This window comes from Bifidobacterium imperatoris, assembly GCF_002860405.1.
In the GTDB taxonomy this organism is placed as follows: domain Bacteria; phylum Actinomycetota; class Actinomycetes; order Actinomycetales; family Bifidobacteriaceae; genus Bifidobacterium; species Bifidobacterium imperatoris.
Genome location: NZ_NMWV01000031.1, coordinates 1 through 22,105, shown reverse-complemented (window position 1 = coordinate 22,105; position 22,105 = coordinate 1). Strand labels below are relative to the sequence as shown.

Annotated in this window: 17 protein-coding genes, 1 pseudogene and 1 riboswitch; of the genes and pseudogenes, 11 read left to right on the top strand and 7 right to left on the bottom strand. The window is 55.7% G+C overall.

From position 1 onward, the window contains the following. The first annotated feature begins 118 nt into the window (after positions 1–118). Positions 119–226, top strand: a riboswitch (TPP riboswitch). The 11 genes from thiM to Tam1G_RS09975 all read left to right on the top strand — a co-directional run bounded on the left by thiM (position 218) and on the right by Tam1G_RS09975 (position 14,034). Further along, positions 218–1,114, top strand: a complete 897-nt coding sequence (gene thiM, locus Tam1G_RS10025; protein ID WP_101626407.1) for a hydroxyethylthiazole kinase — start codon at positions 218–220, stop codon at positions 1,112–1,114. Its footprint overlaps the riboswitch before it by 9 nt. Positions 1,115–1,295: 181 nt before the next feature. After that, positions 1,296–4,037 (top strand): phosphomethylpyrimidine synthase ThiC, encoded by a 2,742-nt coding sequence (gene thiC / locus Tam1G_RS10020; RefSeq protein WP_101626406.1) that lies wholly within the window; start codon positions 1,296–1,298, stop codon positions 4,035–4,037. A gap of 54 nt (positions 4,038–4,091) precedes the next feature. Beyond that, entirely contained in the window at positions 4,092–4,889 is a 798-nt protein-coding gene (thiD, locus tag Tam1G_RS10015; protein ID WP_101626405.1) for a bifunctional hydroxymethylpyrimidine kinase/phosphomethylpyrimidine kinase, read from the top strand. Between the two features lie 10 nt (positions 4,890–4,899). After that, positions 4,900–5,277 (top strand): thiamine-binding protein, encoded by a 378-nt coding sequence (locus Tam1G_RS10010; RefSeq protein ID WP_101626404.1) that lies wholly within the window; start codon positions 4,900–4,902, stop codon positions 5,275–5,277. Between the two features lie 298 nt (positions 5,278–5,575). After that, positions 5,576–6,949 (top strand): MFS transporter, encoded by a 1,374-nt coding sequence (locus tag Tam1G_RS10005; protein WP_101626403.1) that lies wholly within the window; start codon positions 5,576–5,578, stop codon positions 6,947–6,949. Between the two features lie 116 nt (positions 6,950–7,065). Continuing rightward, positions 7,066–7,539 carry a hypothetical protein gene (locus Tam1G_RS10000; RefSeq protein ID WP_101626402.1) on the top strand — a complete coding sequence of 158 codons (474 nt, stop codon included), beginning with the start codon at positions 7,066–7,068 and terminating at the stop codon, positions 7,537–7,539. A gap of 9 nt (positions 7,540–7,548) precedes the next feature. Then, positions 7,549–8,919, top strand: coding sequence for a serpin family protein (locus Tam1G_RS09995; RefSeq protein WP_101626401.1), 1,371 nt, complete (start codon positions 7,549–7,551; stop codon positions 8,917–8,919). A 20-nt stretch (positions 8,920–8,939) separates the two neighbouring features. Then, positions 8,940–9,983, top strand: a complete 1,044-nt coding sequence (locus tag Tam1G_RS09990) for a LacI family DNA-binding transcriptional regulator (protein WP_101626400.1) — start codon at positions 8,940–8,942, stop codon at positions 9,981–9,983. A gap of 318 nt (positions 9,984–10,301) precedes the next feature. Further along, positions 10,302–11,864: a glycoside hydrolase family 32 protein gene (locus tag Tam1G_RS09985; RefSeq protein WP_101626399.1), complete on the top strand. Its 1,563-nt coding sequence runs from the start codon at positions 10,302–10,304 to the stop codon at positions 11,862–11,864. A 274-nt stretch (positions 11,865–12,138) separates the two neighbouring features. Then, positions 12,139–13,194, top strand: coding sequence for an ABC transporter substrate-binding protein (locus Tam1G_RS09980; protein ID WP_101626398.1), 1,056 nt, complete (start codon positions 12,139–12,141; stop codon positions 13,192–13,194). Positions 13,195–13,257: 63 nt separating this feature from the next. After that, a complete protein-coding gene (locus Tam1G_RS09975) occupies positions 13,258–14,034 on the top strand; it encodes an ABC transporter permease (RefSeq protein WP_101626397.1) in 777 nt (258 codons plus the stop codon). A 48-nt stretch (positions 14,035–14,082) separates the two neighbouring features. Here Tam1G_RS09975 and Tam1G_RS09970 read toward each other — a convergent pair whose 3' ends face one another. The 7 genes and pseudogenes from Tam1G_RS09970 to Tam1G_RS09940 all read right to left on the bottom strand — a co-directional run. Continuing rightward, complete coding sequence (locus Tam1G_RS09970; protein ID WP_101626396.1) at positions 14,083–14,871, bottom strand: isoprenyl transferase; 789 nt, start codon at positions 14,869–14,871, stop codon at positions 14,083–14,085. A gap of 2 nt (positions 14,872–14,873) precedes the next feature. After that, complete coding sequence (gene recO, locus Tam1G_RS09965; RefSeq protein ID WP_101626395.1) at positions 14,874–15,593, bottom strand: DNA repair protein RecO; 720 nt, start codon at positions 15,591–15,593, stop codon at positions 14,874–14,876. Between the two features lie 88 nt (positions 15,594–15,681). Then, positions 15,682–17,394, bottom strand: coding sequence for an alpha/beta hydrolase family protein (locus Tam1G_RS09960; RefSeq protein WP_165781988.1), 1,713 nt, complete (start codon positions 17,392–17,394; stop codon positions 15,682–15,684). 143 nt (positions 17,395–17,537) lie between these two features. After that, complete coding sequence (gene ispG, locus Tam1G_RS09955) at positions 17,538–18,740, bottom strand: flavodoxin-dependent (E)-4-hydroxy-3-methylbut-2-enyl-diphosphate synthase (protein WP_033889721.1); 1,203 nt, start codon at positions 18,738–18,740, stop codon at positions 17,538–17,540. A gap of 72 nt (positions 18,741–18,812) precedes the next feature. Then, a complete protein-coding gene (gene dxr / locus Tam1G_RS09950) occupies positions 18,813–20,000 on the bottom strand; it encodes a 1-deoxy-D-xylulose-5-phosphate reductoisomerase (RefSeq protein WP_101626393.1) in 1,188 nt (395 codons plus the stop codon). Then, the gene (locus tag Tam1G_RS09945; protein WP_101626392.1) at positions 19,997–21,619 is read right to left on the bottom strand and encodes a DivIVA domain-containing protein; all 1,623 of its coding nucleotides are present in this window, start codon (positions 21,617–21,619) and stop codon (positions 19,997–19,999) included. Before Tam1G_RS09945 ends, dxr begins: the two co-directional genes overlap by 4 nt. Before the next feature lie 299 nt (positions 21,620–21,918). Next, positions 21,919–22,105, bottom strand: a pseudogene (locus Tam1G_RS09940) (site-specific integrase); the annotation flags it as partial.

Here is a 22,105-nt window from a genome sequence, read left to right as displayed (position 1 = left end):
CAGCAAGAGCCCGCATAAATACCACGAGGTTTGGCGACGCGCCAGAGCAATCACATAAAAATCAACGATTCTGTTCGGATTTGTAAAGAAAATGTCCGCATACGCGCATAGCGTCAGCATTGTAATGCAGGGGAACCCGCGTCAACGGCGGGTTGAGAATGGCATAACGCCTAACCCTTAGAACCTGTTGGTTAAGACCATCGTAGGGAGCAGTGATATGAGCGATGATTCGCACGTACATTGTGGTACACAAACATCTCAATCAAATGATTTGGCAGAACTACGTGAAGCCATAGCGCAGGCGGTGCGAGATGTAAAAGCCAAAACACCTCTGGCGCAATCGTTCACGAATTTCGTCACTATCAATCTTGTGGCCAATGCGCAGCTGGCCGCAGGTGGCACGGCAGCCATGAGCTTCCTGCCGGATGATGTGATTGAAACCGCGAAAATCGCCGGCGCGAACTATATCAATGTGGGTACGCTACTGCCGTTCTATAAGGACGCGTTGCCAACCATCGCACAACGACTCAACTATCTCGGCAAGCCTTGGGTATTGGATCCCGTGGCCGCTGGCATCGGCAAAACCCGCACCGCAATTTTGCAATCATTCAAGGCTGCTCCCCCAACGGTGATTCGCGCCAATGCTTCTGAAGTCATCGCACTAGCCAATATGTGGGGATTGCTAGACGCGGATAAGAAGAGTCGCCCGGCAGGCGTGGAGTCCGTGGATGAAGTGGACGCTGCAATCGAGCCGGCGAAGCTGTTGGCTCGGTTCCTTGCACAGTCCGCTCCCAATCATCAAGCTGCGGTAGCCGTGTCCGGCAAAATCGATCTGGTGACTGACGGCAAGCACGTCTATCGCTTGCCTGGTGGCAGCGCAATGATGGCCAAAATCACAGGAGCCGGCTGCTCCTTGGGTGGCGTAACCGCCACGTACCTTGCTATTGCCGAACCGCTGATTGCTGCGCTGGCCGCTTCCCTGCTGTATGACCGTGCGGCCGAAGTAGCCGAAGCCGAAGCCAAAGGACCCGGCTCGTTCCAAGTGGCGTTCCTCGACGCACTGTGGAATGTGACCGCTGAGCAGGTGGCCGGCAGCGAAATTCTGGCGCAGTAATTCTCTCTCGAAATGGCTTCCCCAGTCGATATGCAGCTTTGGCTCCCCTCAGTCAGCTCAGCCGACAGCTCCCTCACTGAAGGGAGCCAACGAAGAGAAAAATCGGATAGACCTACCTACCTTTTCTGACACTATCCAAATCACACACAGACTTCCTCAATATCAATCAAAAGGAACAATAATGAGCAACGAATATCCGTACGCATCCATGCGCGACTCGTTCGACCTTTCCGCATACTTTGTGGTGGGCCCCGACGATTGCAAAGGCCGACCGTTGACCGACATTGTCGATCAGGCATTGCGCGGTGGCGCCACGTTCATCCAATTGCGCGCCAAGAAGGCCGATGCCTCCGAGCTGACTGCAATGGCTCAGGACATCGCACAAATCATCGAAGACAACAATAAGTCCGATTCCGTGGCGTTTGTAATCGATGATCGTGCTGACGTGGTGTGGCAAGCTCGCCGCAAGGGCATCAAGGTGGACGGTGTGCACATCGGCCAGACCGATATGGAGCCGCGTGAAGCCCGCGCCCTGCTCGGCGATGATGCCATTGTTGGCCTTTCCGCAGAGACCGAAAGCCTGGTCAAGCTCATCAACGAGCTACCTGACGGCTGCATCGATTACATCGGCGCCGGCCCGCTGCATGTTTCCACCACCAAGCCAGAGGCTTCCGTGGGTGGCAACGACGGTTCCGGCAAGACCCTTGATGCCCAGCAAATTAACACCATTTGCGCTGCTTGTGAGTTCCCGGTGGTGGTTGGCGGCGGTGTGACCGTTAAGGATATGCCCATGCTCGCCGGCACCAAGGCCGCAGGCTGGTTCGTGGTGTCTGCCATCGCCGGTGCCGATGATCCGGAAGCCACCACCAAGGCTATGGTTGAGGCATGGAAGGTCGTACGCGGCGACGCCAAGCATGGTTACGCCCCGCGCATTGTGACTCATACTCCGGCCGCTGATACTCAGGCCGCTCAGGAGGGTACTGCAGCTGCCGGCTCCGAAGCCACCGAGAAGAAGTTCACGAACGCCAAGCAGGCCAAGGATGCACAGAAACTCGCCAAGCAGCAGCGTGTGGATATTGCCGCCCGCGGCTCCAAGCAGCGCGATAAGGCGCACATCCGCAAGACCAAGTCGGTGCATTTCGAAAACCAGTTTGGCTCTTACGATCTTGAGGTGCCGTACACCGAAATCAAGCTTTCCGATACTCCCGGTGTGGGCCCGAACCCGCCGTTCATCGACTACAACACTGAAGGCCCCAAGTGCGACCCGAAGGAAGGCCTGAAGCCGCTTCGTCTCGACTGGATTCGTGACCGCGGCGATATTGAAGAGTACGAAGGCCGCCGCCGTAACCTCGGCGATGATGGCAAGCGCGCTATCAAGCGCGGTCGTGCCACCAAGGAATGGCGTGGTCGCAAGCACCAGCCGATGCGCGCCAAGGACCATCCGGTGACCCAGATGTGGTATGCCCGCCACGGCATCATCACCCCGGAAATGAAGTATGTCGCTGAGCGAGAGAACTGTGATGTGGAGCTTGTGCGCTCTGAGCTGGCTGCTGGCCGCGCCGTCATGCCGTGCAACATCAACCACCCGGAGGCCGAGCCGATGATTATCGGATCCGCCTTCCTGACCAAGCTCAACGCCAACATGGGTAACTCCGCCGTGACCTCTTCCATCGATGAGGAAGTGGAGAAGCTCACTTGGGCTACCAAGTGGGGTGCCGACACTGTGATGGATCTTTCCACCGGCAACGACATTCACACCACCCGCGAATGGATTCTGCGCAACTCCCCTGTGCCGATTGGCACTGTGCCGATGTATCAGGCACTGGAGAAGGTGGAGGATGACGCTTCCAAGCTCAGCTGGGAGCTGTTCCGCGACACTGTGATCGAACAGTGTGAGCAGGGTGTGGACTACATGACCATTCACGCCGGCGTGCTGCTGCGCTTCGTGCCGCTGACCGCCAACCGTGTGACCGGCATTGTTTCCCGTGGCGGTTCGATTATGGCCGAATGGTGTTTGCAACATCATCAGGAAAGCTTCCTGTACACCCACTTCGATGAACTGTGCGATATCTTCGCCAAGTACGATGTGGCATTCTCCCTGGGCGATGGTCTGCGTCCGGGCTCGCTTGCCGATGCCAACGACGCTGCACAGCTCGCCGAACTGATGACCTTGGGCGAACTGACCCAGCGCGCTTGGGCCAAGGATGTTCAGGTGATGATCGAAGGCCCGGGCCATATTCCGTTCGACACCGTGCGCATGAACATCGAAATGGAGAAGGCCATCTGCAAGGATGCCCCGTTCTATACGCTTGGACCGCTGACCACCGATACTGCCCCCGGCTACGATCACATCACCTCCGCCATCGGCGGCGTGGAGATTGCTCGCTACGGCACTGCCATGCTGTGCTATGTGACTCCGAAGGAACACCTCGGCCTGCCGAATAAGGACGATGTTAAGCAGGGCGTGATCGCTTACAAGATCGCCTGCCATGCCGCGGATATCGCCAAGCATCATCCGCATGCACAGGATCGCGATCTGGCCATCTCGAAGGCTCGTTTTGAATTCCGTTGGCTTGACCAGTTCAACCTTTCCTATGATCCGGACACGGCCATCGCCTTCCATGACGAGACACTGCCCGCCGAGCCGGCTAAGATGGCGCACTTCTGCTCGATGTGCGGCCCGAAGTTCTGCTCGATGGCCATCTCTCAGAACATCCGTAAGCAGTTCGGTGGCGCTGCAGCCCAGGAACAGCTGGTGCAGGATACGCTGGCAGGCAAGATTCCGTCTGCTCAGGAGGCTCGTGGCGCATTGGCCACAAGCGCTGCGTCGAGCACCAATGCGGATGATATTGCCGCTGGCATGGCTGAGATGAGCCGCAAGTTCCAGGAGGGCGGCTCAAAGCTGTACCAGAAGGCACAGTAACGTACAGCCACCTCGCTACGCTCGGTACGTGTTACGAGTTTTAAAGGAGAAATTATGAGCACCACTTTGCCAGCAGTACTTGCGATTTCAGGTTCGGATTCGTCCGGCGGCGCCGGTATGCAGGCTGATCTGAAAACCATGCTGGCATGTGGTGTGTTCGGCATGAGCGCCATCACCGCACTCACCGCCCAGAACACCACCGGCGTGCGTTCCATTCAGGACACGAAGCCGGATATTCTGGCCGATGAGATCGACATGGTATTCGAGGATATTCCGCCTGTCGCCGTGAAAATCGGCATGGTCTCCTCCGCGGATATCATCAACGTCATCGCTGACCGTCTGACAGCCCATCACGCCACCAACATTGTGCTCGACCCGGTGATGGTGGCCACTTCGGGTGCCAAGCTCATCAGCGATGACGCTATTGCAGCGCTGACCGGCCGACTGTTCGGCATGGCCACCGTGGTAACGCCGAACATCCCGGAGGCCGAAGCCCTGACCGACACCCTGATTCATGATCAGGAGGATATGGAAACTGCAGCTCGTCGTATCAGCGAACAGTACGGTTGTGCGGCTCTGGTCAAGGGCGGTCATGGTACTGAAGACGCCAACGACGTGCTCGCTGAGGTTGATGGCACGGTAACTTGGTTCGATGGCGTGCGTATTAACAATCCGAACACTCACGGCACTGGCTGCACGTTGAGCTCTGCCATCGCCTCGTATCTGGCTCTAGGCGATACGCTGCCTAAGGCCATTAAGCACGCGAAGAAGTATCTGACCGGCGCATTGAAGGCTCAATTGGATTTGGGGCACGGCTCCGGCCCGATGGACCACTTCTGGAAATACCGCTGAAAGGACAACTATGGTCGTTGACCGCAATGCCGTGAAGCAGGAAGTACCCATCGACCCCGAAACCGGCAAGCCGTACCTGAACACCGTCGCAGCGATTCAGGTTTCTGCTGCTGGCGTGGGTTCCGAAGTTTCCCCTTATGTGTCTCAGGCTGTTGAGGTGATTCGCGAATCCGGTTTGCCGCAAGAGACCAACGCATTGTTCACCAATGTGGAGGGCAATCTCGACGATGTGCTCAAGGTGGCCGGCGAAGCAGCCAAGAAGCTTGCCGAGCAGGGTTACCGCACGTCTCTGGTGCTGCACATGGATATTCGCCCCGGTTTCACTGGTCAGCTGACTGAAAAGCCGAAGCTGGTGGATGAGATCTTGGCGAAAAAGACTCAGCAGTAAAACCGCGCATGTGGATTGTCTCGGGGTGTCTCATAGTGAGACACCCCGTTTCATATTCGTTCACAATGTGGCCCGCGACAGGAGCCCAAGAAAAACGCTCCTATAGTTCTTTTCTGACGTACGTGAGCCAGCTCACAATGTTGGCTCGGTAGGTGAATTCAAGACGTAGGCTTGAAATCGTTGACTATCCCACACAATGGGAAGGCAAACGAAGTCGAACCCGCGCTATGAGTTCGTTGCACGGCAATAGACCGTTGAGCGGTTGCCTTGCAACAAGATGTAAGAAGAGGCGCTCACTATGACTGCTGCTGAACAGCAGATTTCCCATGATTCCGCTATGACTGCCGCCGAGGCTCGTACCGCTGAGAATCATGCTCAGGTAGAAGAAATTGTTTCGCGCATGGATCGTGCGCATGAGACCCCGATGTTCTATCGCATCGTCGCTCTGGTGGCGGCCGGCATGCTGATGGACAGCATCGATGTGTATATCGGCAGTGCTGTGGCTTCCAGTGCACTGTCCACCCACTGGTCCACCGTGGCACAAAACTCCACGTTCATGTCCGCAGGCTTCCTGGGCCTGTTGGTCGGCTCGCTGCTGGCCGGTTTCGTCGGCGACCTGAAGGGCCGCCGCGTAGCCTACCAAATCAACCTGCTGCTGTTCGGTGGCTTCACCTTCCTCGGCGCATTCGCCCCGAACATGGCTATTCTTTCTCTTTGCCGTCTTGGCGCAGGCCTCGGCCTCGGCGCTGAAATCGTCACCGGTTTCGCTATGGTCAACGAATTCGCCCCGATGAATCGTCGTGGCCATTGGTGCGCTATCGTTTCGCTCGTCGCCAACTGTGGTGTGCCTATCGCCATGCTGCTGTGCGCATTCATCATTCCTCGCTGGAGCTGGCGTCCGCTATTCGTCGGTATCGGTCTTATTGCCGCTGTGATTTGGTGGCTGCGTCGTGATATCCCGGAGTCTCCGCGTTGGCTGGCTGTGCACGGCCGTTATAACGAGGCTGATGCCATCGTCAAGCAGCTTGAAGCCAACGGTTCTGAGCCTGCTGAAGCTGCTGCCAAGTCTGCTGCTGAATCCACTCGCAACGCTGGTGGCCGTTCGCTCGGCATCTGCCTGCTCGTGGCCATCGTGGCTGTGAGCGCCACCAACGTGTGCTCCTACGCTTTCACCTCTTGGGTGCCGACCATTCTGGTCAAGCGCGGCATCAACCTTTCCTCCTCGCTGACCACTTCCACGATGATGATGCTCGGCGCTCCGGTGGGCTGCCTCATCGGCTCTCTGCTCATCGATCGCATTGGCCGCAAGCGCACTATCGTACCGGCGTTCCTCTTCACTGGTGTGTTCGGTATGCTCTACGCGTTCCAGACTTCCACTGTCGGTGCCATCATCGTGGGCTTCCTGCTCATGATGTGCCTCTACGTGCTCATGGCTTCCGTGGTGGCCGTGTACGCTCCTGAACTGTTCGCCACCAAGGTGCGCTTCCGCTGCGTGGGCGTGGCCAACGCCATCGCCAAGCTGCTCAACGTGTTGATGCCTATGGTGGTGGGTTGGATGCTGATGAACCTCGGTGCCACGTCCATCTTCGTGTCCATCAGCGTGATTGCCATCGCCTCGATGCTTATCGTCGGCATCTTCGGCGTGGAGACCGCTCGCCGTTCGGTGAACTGATAATCAGCTCTTATAGGCCATTCCAACGGGCTTGGTGCAACCATTCGTGTTGCCACCAAGCCCGTTTTATTATGGAAACTGTCAGTATGTCATTTTCAACGGAGAGGAGACATGCCATGACATCGCAAACGCTTTCATCATCTCGCTCCACACGTCTCGATGCACGCGCCATTGGCTGCATTGCCGCCGTTGCCATCGTTTACGGCCTGCTGCTGATATCGATTCTCATAGGCGGCGAAGCCAAAATCGGCGGCGCGCTGCTCATCAACTTTGCTATTCCTCCAGTGCTGCTGATAGCCAATGCCGTATACGCGTCTCGCGCTACGGCACTCACTCACCCACTGCGAGCGCTGCTCTTTCCTCTGCTGTGTTCTGCAGTTGCATTACCGCTGCTCTTTGCGCTGATTACTCCCTATGATGGCGAATGTTCGGTGGAATCAGTCTGCACAAATATGGGTACGTGGTATTTCAATTGGTCCACGATGGATCAGGTGTGGTATTTCCTACTGGTGTTCGCAGTCGCATCATTTGCAGGATTTGGAGTGACGCTTCTCCTACGTTGGGTTATCACACGATCCCGGCACTCTTAGGAGTCCGCGATGGAAAGCCACAGTATCAACCATTACAGCGCGCTGCAGCGCAAGCGTAAACACCAGGTTCGTATCGCCATCATTATGGTGGTCGTGCTTATCGCTTGCGCGTGCGGCGGCGTGTGGTGGACTGTTGGCGATGGTCGGCTGCTCACTATGCAGCTGTTTAAACCGGCCGCGAAACATGCCACGCAGTCGGCGGCTACCAGTTCTTCCGATTTCGCTTATCAATCTGCTTCGGCATTTCTGCAAATGGAGTCGGCTCAGAATAGGCAGGGCAATGTGAACTATTCCCCTGCCTCAATGTGGATGGCGTTGGCGATGGCTGCGCAAGGGGCGGATGGTACGACCCGTTCACAGTTGGATAAGGTACTGGGTACCAAGTCACTGAGTTCTAAGGATTATCAATCGCTGTTGAGCTCCATCAATGGCCGTTATAGTGGTGCGAAATCTCAGATGAACACAGCGAATTCATTGTGGGCCGATAATCAGTACACGCTGAACAAGGATTTCAAAGTAAGCATCGAGGATGCTTTTGACGCGGATGTGCAGTCACTGCCGTTCAATGATGCTGCAGCACAACGTATGAGTCAATGGATTGATCAACATACTCAAGGTTCCTTGAAACCGCGGATCACATTGGAGGGGAACGAAGTCATCTCCATCATCAATATCGTGGCTGCGGATGGGCGCTGGCAGGATCCGTTTAAACCTGAGTTTACTGATAGACAGACTTTCCACGGCACGAACGGCGATAATGATGTGCTGATGATGAATCAGTCATTCGATGGCATGGTTTGGGCGCACGATTCCAACAGCACTTGGCAGCGCATTTCCATACCGTTCGATAATGGCGGCGCACTGACTGTGCTGCTGCCTGCAGCCGGTAGTTTTGACAGTATTATTCAGGATACCGAGAAGCTGCGCTGGGCATTGAGCACTTGCTTGGGGTCTTCATATCAGTATGGATGTATGACTGATGCTCCTGAGGGCTGGGGCGTGGCCGCTGAATCGGCCCTCGTCAACGTTGCTTTGCCGCGTTTCACCATCGATAGCACGTTTGCTTCCGATGATTCAATCCAAGCTTTGAAAACATTGGGCATCAACGATGCATTTGATGCTGGAACTGCTGATCTGAGCAAGATGACGGATGCTGCTCCTGCCGGCGAGTTGTTCATCGGTTCGATTATCCAAGGCACTCGTATTGCAGTGAACGAACATGGGGCAAAGGCTTCAGCGTTCACCAAAGTGGGGGCTGAAGCCGGAAGCGCACCAGTACAACAGCAAGTTGTGGAATTCACCGTGAATCGGCCATTCCTGTATATGCTGACTACGCCGGATGACGTGCCGCTTTTTATTGGCGCAGTGCGCAACCTGTAGTAGGTGTATCGTTTGACCTTATGGTTACGATGAAGGAGATTGCAAAGCGGGCAGGCGTGTCTGTCTCAACCGTGTCACTGGTGTTGAATAATCGCGACGAAGGGCGCGTGCGAGGCAATGTGGCGAATCAGGTGCGCACCATCGCCTCACAACTCGGCTATCAATCCAATCCCCTTGCCAGCTCGCTACGCACCGGACGCACGCATATGCTTGGATTCATTAGCGAAGACGTAGCTACTACCCCATATGCAGGAGGCATTATTCTGGGCGCGCAAACCGCGGCACGGGAACTCGGCTACATGATGATTGTGGTGAGCACCGACGGAGCACAGAACGAAGCTGAGGAAATCGCAGCACTGAAACGCTATGGCACTGATGGTTTTCTGTATGCGAAGATGTCGAACCGGATTACCGACGTACCGAAAGCGCTCAAGGATATGCCGCTGGTCTTAGTGGATGCCACGGATGAGGCGGGCGTCGTTCCCAGTGTGGAACCCGATGAATTCCATATCGGGTACGATGCCACCACACGACTGATTGCCTCGGGCTGTGAGCGCATCGCTTATGTGGGTGCCGAAGATCCGATTATTGCCGAGCAAGGTCGTTTGGACGGATACCGAGCAGCTCTTGCTGAAGCCGGACGAGACTTTGACGAACATCTTATTGTGCATGTGGGCAATAACGAACCCGCATTGGAAGCAGTCAACGCGCTCTTTGACTCGGCACAGCCGGATGGATTCTTCTGCTTCAACGATGCTCGCGCCTGGTATGTGTATGAATGCGCTGCGCGACATGGACTGAAGATAGGCCACGATATCTCCGTAGTGGGCGTGGATAATCATCGCGTGTTCGCGGATACGCTTGTTCCGCAACTCACCACCGTGGAGTTGCCTCATTTCGAAATGGGGTATTGGGCCGCCTCCAAGCTGGTATCACTGATTGAAGAAAGCCCACTAGCCGATATGGAATGGCCAAGCACCACCGCTCCCCTACCGCCGCTCAATGCGCCGGTGCCAGCGAAAATCCACTGTGCGCTTATCGAAAAGGAGTCCGTGCGCAGCTAGTGCACCCAATCGATTCATTCATCAGACGTTTTGGCTCCTATTCGTCTCCTAAATCCTTTGTAAGTTCGCGCAATAACGAATACTGCGCGAACTTACAAAGGATTTTGAAGCTGAAAATGTTTGTATGTTCGCGATGCCTTCGTAATTGCGCGAACTTACAAAGCAAATGAGCGATACCGACAGCAAATACCGAGATGAGATGACACGCTGTGCTCGTCAATCGATTGACGTAAATCGATTGACGACCCATAATATTTCTTGAAATCAACCGCAACCGGACGCAACGATGCAACAGCTCCAGTCAAACAAAGGATTGTTATGACCGATTTCACACCGAAGACCCCGCAGCTCCACCCGATTCTCGACCATAAGGCCGAACTAGCCAAGGCCGAAGCCGGCCTTGCAGCATTAGAGCCTAAGCGCAACAATCGCTGGTACCCGAAGTACCACATCGCTTCCAATGCCGGCTGGATCAACGATCCGAATGGCTTGTGCTATTACAAGGGCCGCTGGCATGTCTTCTACCAGTTGCATCCCTACAGCTCTCATTGGGGCCCGATGCATTGGGGCCATGTTTCCTCTACGGACATGATTCATTGGAAACGCGAACCAATTATGTTTGCTCCTTCTCTGGAAGAAGATAAGCACGGCGTGTTCTCCGGCTCCGCAGCCATAGGCGACGACGGCCAGCTGCGCTTCTACTACACGGGCCATCGCTGGCGTAATCCTGCCGACCGTACCGACGATTGGCAGGTACAGCTGCTTGCCACCCCGGATAACGATGAACTGACCTCTGCCACTAAGCAAGGCATGATCATCGACTGCCCCACCGATAAGGTCTGGCATCACTTCCGCGACCCGAAGGTGTGGAAGACCGGCGAAACCTGGTATATGACCTTCGGTGTTTCTTCGGCCGAAAAGCGCGGCCAGATGTGGCTGTTCACCTCTGAAGACATGGTGAGCTGGAAGTACGAGCGTGTACTGTTCGAGCATCCGGATCCGAACGTATTCATGCTCGAATGCCCCGACTTCTTCCCGTTGAAGGATAAGGACGGCAATGAGAAGTGGGTTATCGGCTTCTCCGCTATGGGCTCCAAGCCGAATGGTTTTGCCAACCGCAACGAAAGCAATGCCGGTTACATGATTGGCACTTGGGAGGCAGGCGGCGAATTCAAGCCGGAAACCGAATTCCGTCCGTGGGATTGCGGTCACAATTACTATGCGCCGCAGTCGTTCAACGCCGGAGGCGAGGATGGCCGTCAAATCGTCTACGGCTGGATGGCACCGTTCATGGATCCCGCTCCGATGATGGATGATGGCTGGTGTGGCCAGTTGACTCTGCCGCGCGAAATCACCCTGGGCGCTGATGGTGACGTGATCACCGCTCCGGTGGCTGAGATGGAAGAGTTGCGCGAAGACACGTTCGACCACGGCTCCATTACGTTGGACGGCGATGGCGAGAAAATCATCTCCGATGATGCCGAAGCCGTGGAAATCGAACTGAGCATTGATCTGAAGCACACCACCGCCGAACGCGCTGGCTTGAAGGTTCACACCACCGATGATGGTGCGTACTTGTATGTGGCGTACGATGATCAGCTTGGCCGTGTGGTGGTGGATCGTCAAACCCTCAAGTATGGCGATCGCGGCTACCGTACCGCACCGCTGACCGAAGCAGAACTTGCCGCCGACACGCTCGATCTGCGTGTATTCGTGGACCGCGGTTCCGTTGAGGTCTACGTAAACGGTGGCCACCAAGTGCTGAGCGAATACTCCTTCGCTTCTGATGGCCCGCGTGCTATCAAGCTGTCTGCAGAATCCGGTTCGCTCGCGGTCAACTCGCTGAAGCTGCACCATCTAAAGTCGATTGGCTTGGAGTAAGATCCTTGCCATGTTGTTCCCGCTGGCCTCGGTCAGCGGGATTTTTTGTTTCATGCGCCTTCCAAGCATGCGGCTATACTGAAGGGCGTTCGCGCGGTTGGTGGCAGCAGCCGTGCCCACATCAGTTGAATAACACCCATCTGACGCGTTATCGATACGTCAAGTGATTAAGGGTGTATGGTTTGATGTCTCGCGCGGGCTCCTCACCTTCCCACGCATGGGGCATCAGGCCGAAAGCGCGTAATGCGCAGAAAGCAAGGTGAAAGAGAAGATGATGAATATCAAGAAGGGCCTGGCCACATTCGCGGCCGCAGCCGGAGCGATTGCCCTGTCCCTGACTATGGCTGCATGCGGCGGCACCAACTCCGCCGATTCCAGCAACTCCAGCACGCCTACCGTGTCGTTCATGCTGGATTGGACGCCGAATACCAATCACATTGGCCTGTACGTGGCCCAGAAGCTCGGCTACTACAAGGATGCCGGCGTCAACGTGAAAATCCTTCCGACTGCTCAGGCCGGCGCAGAAACCAGCGTCGAGAACGGCGTGGCCAATGTGGGCTTCACCACGTTGAGCAACGTGGCCGCTTTCAACTCCCAAGGTGCCAAGCTGAAGTTCGTCTTCGACCTGACTCAGAAGCCGGTGGCCCGTTGGTGCGCTTTGGCTTCCCGCACCGATATCAAAACCCCGAAGGATCTTTCCGGCAAGACCTTCGTGAGCTTTGGTTCCGCCGAACAGACCGCCGTGGTACAGCAGATGATCAAGTACGCTGGCGGCACCGGCGAAATCAAGACCGCCACCGCCGGCACCAACACGTTCGAGACCTTGACTTCCGGCAAGGGTGATTTCGGCGGCTTCTACGTGACCTGGGAAGGCGTGGAAAGCGAACTCAACGGCCCAGCACTGAACTGCTTCGTGGCTTCCGACTGGGGTGTTCCTGGCAACCCAGATCAGCTTGGCTTCGCCGTCAATGACTCTTGGGTCAAGGATTCCAAGAACGCCGATGCTTTGAAGAAGTTCATTTCCGCTACCAAGAAGGGTTACGACTACGCGCTGGCCAATCCGGACAAGGCCGCCGATATTCTCGTGGCCCAGGCCAAGGAAGCCCAGCTCGATTCCAAGCTGACTCGCACTTCTATGGAAGAGATCGCCAAGAACGGTTACTGGACCACCGATGATGCCAAGAACCTGCCCGGTACCGTGAACTTCGATGACACCCAGCCATATCTGGACTTCCAGTACAAGGCCGGCACCTACAAGGACAAGGATGGCAAGAACCCGGCCGAAGCCCCACAGGCCAAGGAGCTCGCCACCAACGATTACGTGGCCTGATTTCATTACTTTGGCTCCCCTCAGTGAGGGGAGCCAATCTATCTTGCAAAGACCTTGACTCCTATGAAGCAATTGAAATCTTGGCTTGCGCGTATCGCGCCGCCAGCAATCACCATCGGCGGATTACTGGTGATTTGGCAGATAGCAGTTCAAGCCGGGCATATTTCCGAGCGCATACTCGCCTCCCCCACGCAAATTGTGGCTTCGATGGTTGATACCTGGCCTGATTTGATGACAGCCGCCGCCATCACTACCTATGAGGGACTCACTGGTTTTAGTATCGCCATCATTGCCGGCGTACTTATTGGCATTGGACTATACGTGTCCAAAATGATGTATCGCGCGTTCTACCCTCTTCTGGCGGCAGCGCAGACAATTCCACTGATTACCGTGGCACCACTGTTCATGATCTGGTTCGGCTTCGAACCATTAGGCAAAATCGTTATTGTGGCCGTCTTCGGCGTGTTTCCCATAGCCGTGCAAACCGCACGCGGCCTGAACGCCGTGCCGGGATTCTATGAGGATGTGGCGCTAACATGCGGTGCAACCCGCGTATGGACGCTGTTCCACGTCAAACTGCGTGTGGCCGCACGCCAGATTTTCGGCGGCATTCGCATTTCCGCCGCCTACATTTTCGGTACCGCGGCCACTGCGGAATACCTAGGTGCTATGAATGGCCTGGGTATCTGGTTGCAAGCCGCCTTCAACTCATTCCGCACGCCACTGATCTTCTCCGCCACAGTAGTCGTTATCGCCGAAACCGCAATCCTCCTGGGACTTATCTCCCTAGTCGAATGGATCGCTCTGGGCAACGGCAAAGACGAAGACCTGGATCAGTAGTTATTACTGAAAAGCTCACAGCGCAATGTGCACTGTGAGCTTTTGAAATTATTTGGCATTACCAAATCGACGATCACGATGGATGTAATCGTCGATGGCACGCCAGAGGACTTCACGTCCGCAGTCCGGGAAGAGTTCCGGCACGAAATCAAGTTCGGCGTAAGCAGCCTCCCACGGCAGGAAGTTCGAGGTACGCTGCTCGCCGGAGGTGCGAATCACCAAATCGCAGTCTGGAATGTCTGGGTTGTACAGATGGTCGGCAATCATCTTTTCGGTTACACGATCGCCGGAAATCTTGCCGTCACGCACTTCGCGCGCAATCGCAGCACAAGCATCGGCAATCTCCGCACGGCCACCATAGTTGATGCAGAACACCACATCGATAACCTTATTATTCTTCGTGCGTTCCATAGCGGATTCCAGCTCGTCAATCACAGACTTCCACAGTTTCGGGCGGCGACCGGACCAGCGTACGCGCACACCCCACTCATCCATCTGCTCCACACGGCGGTGAATGATCTCACGGGAGAAGCCCATCAGGAATCGCACTTCCTGAGGAGAACGCTTCCAGTTTTCCGTGGAGAACGTGTACAGACTCAGATAGCGCACACCCGCCTCAATGGCACCAGCGATAGTGTCGAACACCACTGGCTCGGCAGCCTGATGACCGTTGGTGCGAATCATGCCGCGCTGCTTGGCCCAACGGCCATTGCCGTCCATGATCACGCCCACATGGCGGGGCACTTTGTTTTTCGGAAAATCGGGGATACGGGAGGGGTCGCTGAACGGGGCAGCGGGAATGTCCAATGACGTGTAATCTACGTTCTCAAAAGCCATACTCATGAATCTATCAAGCGCAGCGAACGAATGGGCCGTTCCAAGTAATACTCCGCCCAATCTTCAACCAACTCTTCAGTAATGCGTTGCAACGGAACCTCGTCTAACACAGTCCAGTCGCCTTGAATCAGGGCTTGGAGCTCTTGCACTGCACGCGGTGGAACACGCCGAGCATCAGTGGTGTGATCAGCTTCGCACATCACACCACCTGAGGCAATGGAAAGATATGCTCCCCCAGAGCGCCCACAAACTACGCAAGCGCTGAGTCGCGGCGTCCAGCCAGCCAAGGACATGGCGCGCATCACATACGAACCGCTGATGGCACGCGGCGCATGAGCATGCTTGGCCAATGCATTCAATGCACCAATCAACAGTCGATACTGTGCCGGCACGCATTCATGTTCGGTGCTGGCAAGCTTATCAATGGTTTCCACGATAACGTTCGCAGCCTCATACGCATTGAAGTCAACGGCAATTGATGCACCATACGCAGCTATGGATTCCGCTTGGGAAACGGTATCCAATGTACGGCCTTCGGCTATAAGCAAATCAGCACGCATAAATGGTTCCAGACGAGCGCCGAACCGTGATTTTGTGCGTCGCACGCCTTTGGCTACCGCTCGAATCTTGCCGTGGTTGCGAGTCAAGATGGTGATAATACGATCGGCTTCGCCGAGTTTAGCGGTACGTAATACCACACCCTCGTCTCGGTACAGTGCCATATCGTTTACTCCTCAATCATCATCGCAGCGCCTATATGAGCGATGCGAACGGCGGCTCACCGCCATCATTACATTGCCGCTCGCTGTGTCAGTAGATGAACAGCCCCCAGAACGCGAAGAACAGTAATACGTAAAGCATGGTGAAGGTGAGCAACCAGAACAGGACGCGGCCGAAGCGAGTGGAGGCGAGCACCGGCTCCTGACCGGTAATGATGTTCTTGACCGCGTCCTTACACGGCGGCCACTGAATCAGACCACGCTGCCATGCCACCTCAATCAGACGCATGAATACGCGAGACCATGCCCATACCACTACGATGGACACCACTTGGATAACCGGCCAACTCCAATACATTACACCCGGTGTTTCCGTGGGGGCACCACCCCACGCAAGCTTGACTACGCCCATCACCACCTGGCCAAGTCCTGCAATGAATATGAGCAATGCAGCCATTGTGGATAGGGTCAAAGTCAATAGTGCGTTGCCGAATCCATGCGCGAATCCCAGGACCACCGGCTTTGGGGGAATACGACCCCCAAGTTTTATGGCTTGATGCTTGCGGCGACGCCACCGAGCATCAGCCACTAGTTTGCGTACTAATGCAATCAGAGACATCACAGCAGAAGCAAGCAATAGCAGCAGCATCGTAGCGTGAAGAATCACACCATAGATGGTGCCGGTTCTGCGTGCTTTCAATGCTCTCGGCAATCCGATGGACTGATACAGATTGGTGCCACCCACACGTTCACTGGTTTGGGTGAGACCTGCAGTGGTTCCGACCGACCAATCAATCAGATCATCAACATACGCATCAGCGAATGGAGTGCCTTCTTCGGATTCATCCCCCAAGCGCAGCACATGGTTGGCTACCGGATAGCTGCGAACTGTCACATTCCAGTTACCGGCCTTATGCGCGTTATACAAAATCGCGCGCACGCCCTCCACCTGCGCGGTCATCACATCCTTGGAACCGTAGGCCACATAGGTGGGTACGGCATAGGCACGAGGTACCAGTGTATGAATATCGAAATTCGTCAGTCCAAACAGGCCCGCGTCAACACTGAACAGGCGCTGCACAATGGATTGATATCCATCATTGGCTCCCACCAGTGTGAAATCCTGAGTCACGAAGAACCCCAATGATTGCCTTGGGCTAAACACCATTGGGCTTAAGAGAATCTGGAATGCGATGTCCCGATCTTCCTGCAGAAGGTATGAGGAAATCCACGTCGATTCCGAAGTGGCGTAAATACCAACTTGTTTGGCATTCACATTGTCTAACCCGCGCAAGTATTCGATAACACGATCGTAGGCTTTGGCGGAAGCCGGGTAATCTCGGCTGATATCCGTAGTATTCCAAACCGGTTTATCAAGCACAGCTGTTACGAAACCAGCTGACGCAAGATCGGAGGCCACATCGCCGAAGGAATTGTCGCAAGTGCCATATCCTGCACCATGCATGAACACCATTGCCGGACGTTTGCCGGAAACTCCCTGTGGCTCGCGAATCAATACTTTGATAGCCTGCACACCATTGGCATTGGCCGTATTGCGTGTACCTTGTTCCTGGCTGAGCGAGCCGTCGCGAGCAATGTTCAGTGTTATGTACCGCTCGGAAACATCATAACTGCCTTTTGATGGCAGCTGTTCCCCGGTTGTGTTGTCGAAGGTTACTGAAGTATCGCTGGTTAGCGTGGCCATTGACTGGCCTGTGGGCTCAATATTCCAGGGAACAGTAGTGAGATTGGAAATGGATACCAGTATGCCAATCAGCATGATGAAAATAGGCAGACTCACCATCAGCCGGTGGCCACGAGTCCACGGTTGAGGAGAATGCTGCTGTTGCTGATTTGACACGCGAATTATTGTATCCTCTGCACCACCTGAGGTTCCGTGTTCGCTGCGGGCAAGGAGCCTAAAGAGAACACGGAACCTTTGACGTATCAGTGGCCAGGATGCTGGATGGGCACGACTACCGGACCGGTAGCGTTGGCGGGCACCTGACCGTCCGCTTCCATCTGCGCGGCAATATCATTGGCGATGGTGAGCAGGGTTTCCACAATCTGATCCTCGGGCACAGTCTTAATGACCTTGCCCTTGATGAAAATCTGCCCCTTGCCGTTACCGGATGCCACGCCAAGATCGGCTTCACGAGCCTCACCAGGACCGTTGACGATGCAGCCCATGACGGCCACGCGAATCGGAGCGGTGATATCTTTGAGGCCTTCGGTTACCGCGGAGGCCAGTTGAATCACATCCACCTGGGCGCGACCGCAGCTCGGGCAGGAGATGATATCGAACTTGCGTGGGCGCAATCCCATGTATTCGAGCAGCTTGCAGCCTACTTTGACCTCTTCAACAGGCGGTGCCGAGAGGGATACACGAATCGTGTCGCCAATGCCTTCGGCGAGCAATGCGCCGAATGCAAGGCACGACTTGATGGTGCCCTGCCATGCCGGGCCCGCTTCGGTGACACCAAGGTGCAGCGGCCAATCACCCTTGGAGGCAAGCAGTCGGTACGTCTGCACCATCGTGATCACATCGTGATGCTTGACGGAAATCTTGAAATCATGGAAGCCAACGTCCTCGAACATGTGGGCTTCCTTCAGCGCGGAGGCAACCAACGCTTCAGGAGTCGGACCACCATACTTGGCATACAGTTCCTTATCCAGCGAGCCAGCGTTCACGCCGATGCGCAGTGAAATGCCGGCATCGGTTGCCGCCTTGCAGATGGAAGGACCAACCTCATCGAATTTGCGAATGTTGCCTGGGTTCACGCGAACGGCAGCGCAACCGGCATCAATGGCCTGGAATACGTACTTCGACTGGAAGTGGATGTCTGCAATCACTGGAATCGGCGACTTACGGCAGATCTCCGGCAAAGCGTCGGCATCATCCTGGCTCGGCACCGCTACACGCACAATATCGCAACCGGCTGCGGTGAGCTCAGCGATCTGTTGCAGTGTTGCCGGAACGTTCGCAGTCAACGTATTGGTCATCGACTGTACGGAGATGGGAGCTCCCCCGCCCACCGGCACAGGCCCCACCATGATACGGCGGGACTTACGACGAGGATGCAGCGGGGATTCGCTGGTGAGTTCAATCGGATCGCCGGTTTTGCGGAACGGCTTGTCTACAGGATTCAAGCTTGTGCCTTTCTACCCCTCAGTCTCACTTTGCGAGCCAGCTCCTCTATTGAGGAAAGCTGAGAAGTTGCATTACTTGTTTATCAGCTCATCCGCAAAACGACGTGCTTCGAGCTCCAGTTGGTTCATTTCCTCCACGTTGGCGAACAATGGATTACCGCGAAGTTCAGCATCCATCTCGTCAAGTACTGCCTTGACCGTATCCACAATGCCTAAATACGGTAAACGATGGTCGAGGAAAGCATGCACGGCCTGCTCGTTGGCGGCATTCAGCACAGCCGTATGCTTTTCGGATGCGTCAAGGCAATGGCGAGCCAATTGAACGGCTGGGAATGCTTCATTATCCAATGGTTCAAAGGTCCAAGTCGCAGCTTGAGTCCAATCGCAGGCGGCAGCCACATTATTCATGCGGTCAGGAGCGGAAAGTCCCAAGGCAATCGGCAAGCGCATATCCGGTGGAGAAGCCTGTCCGATAGTGGCACCATCCACGAACTCAACGAGAGAATGCACAATGGATTGCGGGTGCACGGTCACGTCAATGCGTTCCGGAGGAATATCGAACAGGCGTGAAGCCTCGATAACCTCTAAGCCCTTGTTCATCAGCGTTGAAGAGTTGATGGTCACCACCGGTCCCATGTTCCACGTTGGGTGGTGCAATGCCTGTTCCGGAGTGATGTGCTCCATATCAGCACGCTTCCAACCTCGGAACGGGCCACCGGATGCCGTGACAATCAGCTTGGCGACTTCCGCATGAGTGCCGGACCGCAAGGACTGCCAGATGGCTGAATGCTCGGAATCAACCGGGTTAATCTGATTGGCACGCACCTGCGAGCCAAACAGCAGATGACCGCCGGCAACCACCGATTCCTTATTGGCCAGAGCCAACTGGGAGCCTGCCTGAAGCGCTGCGATGGAAGGTTCCAAACCGATTGAACCGGTGATGCCGTTGAGCACCACATCAGCGCCCGATCCGGCAAGAGCGATAACCGATTCAGGGCCACCACTGACCTTGGTCTGCTTGGCTCCAGCCTGAGTCAGGGCCTCTTCAAGGTCTTTGACCTTGGAAGCGTCGAACACCGCTACCTGCGGGACATGAAATGCCGCGGCCTGCTGGGCAAGAAGCTCAATATGAGACCCTCCTGCGGCCAGTCCGGTAACGGTGAACCGCTCAGGATGGCGCTGAATGACATCAAGTCCTTGGGTGCCAATGGATCCTGTGGATCCCAGAATTACTACGCTGCGATTAGAGACTTCGCTCACTGTTCCTTCTTTGTGTCGTCATCGTTGAGCGTGGGGAATGAAAGATCCGGAATGGAGATGCCGAAATCGCTATCGAATGAAGGCATCATCGGGAAAACCGTATCCGGAATCGACTCCTTGTCGCTCGACTTATCGGCATCACCGGCAGTCGTGTCAGCTGGCTTGGCTTCCGGTTGCACCTGCGCAGGTGCATCTTGAGTTACAGCCGGAGAAGTGGAAGCGGTGGCATCAGCGTGTGTATGAACAGGCTGTGCTGACGGAGCGAAGGAAGCCGGCATGTCGGTGTTCTGCACTGGTGCAGGGGTTTCGTGCAAGCGAAGAGCACTCGGCGTGTCCAAGCTCGGCATCTTCGGAGCGAATGAAGACGTTCCCACAGCCGGCATTTCCTGGGAGATTTCAGCCATATGAGCCAGTGCTGCAAGAGAAGAGTTATTATCCGCAGCATTGGTATAGGTAGCAGCTGGCGCTACAGCCGGAGCCGGCTGCGAAGTAGCCGTGTTAGACGGCTTTGACGCCGGTGCAACCGTTGTGACAGGGGCTGCGGCGGCAGGTGCAGTAACAGGAATAGTCGGCTCAGCCGCTGTGGGAACCGGGCGGCCTGCAGGTTGGAATGATGGCAGCGGCTCGGCGGTCCTCGGTGCGGGAGCCTTAGCTGCAGGCTGCGATTCGCTGACCGAAGCAGCAGGAGCAACCGATGGCGCGGAAGGCGTATATGCCACGGGAGCGGGGCTCGTAACAGGAGCGCTAGGCGTCGTCATAATCGGAGCGGTGGCGGAGGCCGGAGCGGGGAACAAGTTCTGTTCGGCCTTACGCAACGCGTCAAACGATTCACCTGCGGCCACAGCAGCTGCGGTAGGCGCTGCAGTGGTTGCAGCACGCTGGGCATCAGCGGAGATCAGCGGAGAGACCGAGCCGTCCGGCTGAGTTGCGGCAATTGCCGCAGTCGTTTCCTGCTTGGTGGCAGAGGAATCATCGGCATCATAATCGCTGACGCGAGCGAACGATTCCAACCGGCTGAGCAACTGGACGCATACGTTCAGGAAGTAATCAACCTGACGCTCGTCATAACCTTTCTTGCCCTTGCGCTGGGTGAAAATGACATTATTCACGGAAGCAGCGTTCAAATCGGCCAGTCCACGCACATCCTCCTGCGTGACGCCGTCCACGCCGAGCGCAGCGGCTGCCTTATCGACCACCTGATCGGCGATGCGATCCACTTGCTTCCTGTCATACGACGGATGCTTCGGCTCGCCCGGCTTGAAACGTTGACGCGGGGCACGCTCCACATGAGATGCGATCTCCTGATACAGCTTCTCGGTCTGAGCCTTCCAAGCCACACGACCTTGTTGAGCGATTTCCCAAGCGGTCTGCTTATCCACAACTGCACGTTCGAGACGGTTCAGCGTGGCATCAACCTGACTGATTACATAACCGTCTTTGGCCAAATCAAACGAAACGGACTGAATATCCTGCTGAGTGAGGTGGATGCCCTCGCTTTCGTACAAGGCGTGGGCACGCTCCAAAAACGCATCCACTTGCGCGGTATCGTATCCCAACTTGCGCTTACCGGCACGCGCGATTCCGGCCTTGCCGTCCCCTTCACGAAGTTCCTTCGCCATCGGCTGATCAACCTCCTGCTGGATAAAACACTCTGTTCACCACTCTACGTGAGTGTTACGACTCAGTAGTTCTTACATTCCGTAATTTCACAGTTTGTTGCGCTTCAGATGAATATGACCGTGCTAAAGAACAGCATGCAACAGACCGAGTACCCTTACCGACTGCAGATAATGAACAAGCCGCTCGGCTTTACTGGCGTAAAGCAGAACGGCTTGTTTCCCATCTTCTTCAATGGTGGGCAATGAGGGACTCGAACCTTCAGCGCCCACAATGCAAGACCGTTGGAATACCAACGTTTTCAGACCATCACAGTCGGTTCGGGAACGTTTTTGCCCACATTTTGCCCACATTCCCTTTCGGCGCCCGATTCGAGCTGCACGGCCGCATCGACCATCCGCGTCACATCCAACAAGTCGGAATCGAACAGGTCCGCGTACACGTCCAGCGTCATGGCCGCGCTCGAATGCCCCAGCATGCGCTGCAAG